Source organism: Microcystis wesenbergii FACHB-1317 (genome assembly GCF_014696875.1).
GTDB classification, from domain to species: Bacteria; Cyanobacteriota; Cyanobacteriia; order Cyanobacteriales; family Microcystaceae; genus Microcystis; species Microcystis wesenbergii_A.
Genome location: NZ_JACJQV010000003.1, coordinates 1 through 2,714, shown reverse-complemented (window position 1 = coordinate 2,714; position 2,714 = coordinate 1). Strand labels below are relative to the sequence as shown.

The 2,714-nt window shown below is 40.6% G+C and carries 6 protein-coding genes; 1 reads left to right on the top strand and 5 read right to left on the bottom strand.

Annotated elements, in window-relative coordinates; all coding sequences use genetic code 11:
* Positions 1-109: 109 nt before the first annotated feature.
* The 5 genes from H6F92_RS00055 to H6F92_RS00040 all read right to left on the bottom strand — a co-directional run bounded on the left by H6F92_RS00055 (position 110) and on the right by H6F92_RS00040 (position 2,205).
* The gene (locus tag H6F92_RS00055; RefSeq protein ID WP_242029932.1) at positions 110-517 is read right to left on the bottom strand and encodes a transposase family protein; all 408 of its coding nucleotides are present in this window, start codon (positions 515-517) and stop codon (positions 110-112) included.
* A 347-nt stretch (positions 518-864) separates the two neighbouring features.
* The gene (locus H6F92_RS00050; RefSeq protein WP_190356369.1) at positions 865-1,086 is read right to left on the bottom strand and encodes a hypothetical protein; all 222 of its coding nucleotides are present in this window, start codon (positions 1,084-1,086) and stop codon (positions 865-867) included.
* A gap of 299 nt (positions 1,087-1,385) precedes the next feature.
* Positions 1,386-1,670, bottom strand: coding sequence for a DUF5615 family PIN-like protein (locus tag H6F92_RS00045; RefSeq protein ID WP_190356370.1), 285 nt, complete (start codon positions 1,668-1,670; stop codon positions 1,386-1,388).
* 122 nt (positions 1,671-1,792) lie between these two features.
* Positions 1,793-1,915 (bottom strand): hypothetical protein, encoded by a 123-nt coding sequence (locus tag H6F92_RS26415; protein ID WP_265795649.1) that lies wholly within the window; start codon positions 1,913-1,915, stop codon positions 1,793-1,795.
* A complete protein-coding gene (locus H6F92_RS00040) occupies positions 1,912-2,205 on the bottom strand; it encodes a DUF433 domain-containing protein (protein ID WP_002794978.1) in 294 nt (97 codons plus the stop codon). The genes H6F92_RS26415 and H6F92_RS00040 overlap by 4 nt, the downstream gene beginning before the upstream one ends.
* A 254-nt stretch (positions 2,206-2,459) precedes the next feature.
* Between H6F92_RS00040 and H6F92_RS00035 the strand changes: the two genes are divergently transcribed.
* The coding region (locus tag H6F92_RS00035) for a transposase family protein (RefSeq protein ID WP_190356368.1) at positions 2,460-2,714 on the top strand (255 nt) is incomplete at its 3' end.

The following is a 2,714-nucleotide window of genomic DNA, read 5'->3' as shown; positions in this document are numbered from 1 at the left end:
TCTCACAACGGACACAGATTACCTGCTCGCTTTTTTGGTCGCAACGCGCTCGCTGCGCGAGATCGGCAACGACTTGCGACTTTAATGTGTGGTATCCCTGCTTGCCACTCTAGTATGATTTCTGTTTTTTTTTGGGTCTTTCTATCTCATGTTCTGACACATCCACCACTATTACTTCTCTTTCACTATTACTTTCTAATAGGGCTTTTTTTCCGGGTAGATTAAACAGACCTGATTTGATGAGAATATTCTCTACTTTCCTAACAATTCTATACGCCGTTGATTCGTTAATACCCCAGCTATTTCCCCGATGAAAATAGGTGCGATATTCTCGCCAATACTCTAATGTTATTAGTAGTTGGTCTTCTGTACTCAATTTGCTAGGTCTGCCTGTCTTTTTTTGCCAAACTTTTTCTGCCTTTAGGACTGTTACCATATCCTTAAATGTATCTGGATACACGCCACACAAGCGTTTGAACTCTGTTGGCTTTAAAGTTTTTACTTGTTCGTAAGTCATCTTTCAATCTTAACTCTTAGTGGGACTTAGACAAAAAACAAATCGAGAAAAGCCTCAACTCCAATCCCCGCTTGGGATTTACTTCGAGAAGCCCAAAATCGCTGAAACCCAGATAGATCAAGGAAAATCATAAATCGAGGTTAACCCTTTGTCCCGTAATGGTTTGAGCCTTTTTTGCTGACCGAAAACGCCTAAGTCCCATTAGACTATTTTATCCTATTTTGTCTAGACTTATGCAAGAGATCTAATGCAACGATGGGTGAAGTGAGTTTTGCTGCCAGAGTCGATAAGCTTTCCGCGCCTGCTCTTGCATCTCAGGTGACAGTTCAGTATAAGCTTTCCAGAATTCAGACGTTGCGAAGGACTTCATCGAGATCTCTGACGTTGTTGGTTGCCATATCCTCTTCTGCCTGAGCGATGAGGAGATCTAATTTTCCCGATGCTAGGTCCGCTTCAATTTGTCTATCCCACATCTCATCAAGATAGTCTTGAAGCCAGTTTGCCAGAGCGCGGACTTCACTCTCTGGCAGTTGCTTAATAGCCGACTCAACTTCTGAGCGATTAGTCATATAACAGGTCAAATTTGAAGATCACAGCCATTTTATCGCTAATTAGGGTTTGCTCGATAAATCTAAAAACCTTTTCTGCAAACCTTAGGACAGATGAATTTTTTTCTTGCCTTTGATGTTTGTTTTTACAGATACGACTTAGCATTCGAGATTAGTCAAAAATAGTTTGACTAGAAAAAAAAGAGGTGTGTTAGATTTCATTAACACACTCTACCAGAGCGGCGATGGATGAACTAGAACATTGCCGCTTCATCGACTTGTTAGCTGGCTTTTGCTTAGAGTGTAAGTTGGCGGAGAAATCATGCGTATAGTAACTGATTATTAATACTATCAACAGTCAACGTGTTAACTAAAATACCAACCCGTTGCACGACCTCGTAGGCAGTTTTCTGAGGGACAACAATAATTCCACAATGTTCTCTGCCTTCCTCTATGAATTGAAGATGCAATCGTTCAAAATCAACCCGGTTGTGGGTTACAAGGCATCTACCTAAAGAAGCTGCAAATTCTAATTGTTCGCTGTCAGTTTTGCCTAAAGTTGACTGCTCAGGAACAGTGGTGACATCTAAACCACGAGAACGCAGAAGTGTTGCAACTAATGGGACTTAGACAAAAAACAAATCGAGAAAAGCCTCAACCCCAATCCCTGCTTGGGATTTACTTCGAGAAGCCCAAAATCGCTGAAACCCAGATAGATCAAGGAAAATCATAAATCGAGGTTAACCCTTTGTCCCGTAATGGTTTGAGCCTTTTTTGCTGCCCGAAAATGCCTAAGTCCCACTAACGCCGACATATCTTCGTCCATGTAAAGGGAAGCAAATATGCTCATAGCTTACCCAAAGCTGCCTTTACAGAAGGATGCACCAACTCATCGGGGACTTGGTTACGCTCAATGTACTCGTTAATTTCTGCTTGATGATCCAAATAAAAACTCAAGGCATCGAACACTTGTGCTAAGGTCAAATGAGGTAAATGAGTTGGAATTTCCTCTGGCATCACACCTAATCGCCACAGACCGACGATTGCGCGAATAGATGTGCGAGTGCCTTCAATAATTGGCTCTCCACCTAAAATCTCATTGTTTCTGGTGACATAACGTGAAAGAGTGATAATCGTCATGGAATTAAGTCCCTTCGGGAAACGCTGATTCTATTTTAGTCAGGGACAGACATGACTTGATCATGGCATCTAGGGCTCTTCGGTAATTGTTATGCAAATAATTAACTTAAAATAAAATTCGATGAGAGTACTTAGTCTCAAAAATAGCTTAGATTCATACAGGGAGAGACTTACGGCACAAACAGGTTAATACCAAAAGATAGACAATTGAGTTAAAATTTGATATAATAGCCAAAGACCAGAGTATTTTACTTATGATACTTGACAAATTTTTGAACCTAGAAGGAACCTCTATTCAAGGCTATCTACACCTAGAAAATATCGGTATAGTTTGCCGAATCGAATCGAAAAATCAAAAAGCAATCTGTCCTCGTTGTGGGTTAGAGAGCGATAAACTACACCAAAATCATCGACATTTAGTCAAAGATTTACCAATCTCAGTCCAACCAGTGTACTTACAAGTTAATCGTCGTCAATTTAAGTGCGATAATTGTCGAAAACCCTTTAGT

Bases quoted from the DNA above. Each gene is read 5' to 3' on its own strand.
- H6F92_RS00055 (WP_242029932.1), bottom strand. From the start codon at position 517: ATGACTTACGAACAAGTAAAAACTTTAAAGCCAACAGAGTTCAAACGC.
- H6F92_RS00050 (WP_190356369.1), bottom strand. From the start codon at position 1,086: ATGACTAATCGCTCAGAAGTTGAGTCGGCTATTAAGCAACTGCCAGAG.
- H6F92_RS26415 (WP_265795649.1), bottom strand. From the start codon at position 1,915: ATGAGCATATTTGCTTCCCTTTACATGGACGAAGATATGTCGGCGTTA.
- H6F92_RS00040 (WP_002794978.1), bottom strand. From the start codon at position 2,205: ATGACGATTATCACTCTTTCACGTTATGTCACCAGAAACAATGAGATT.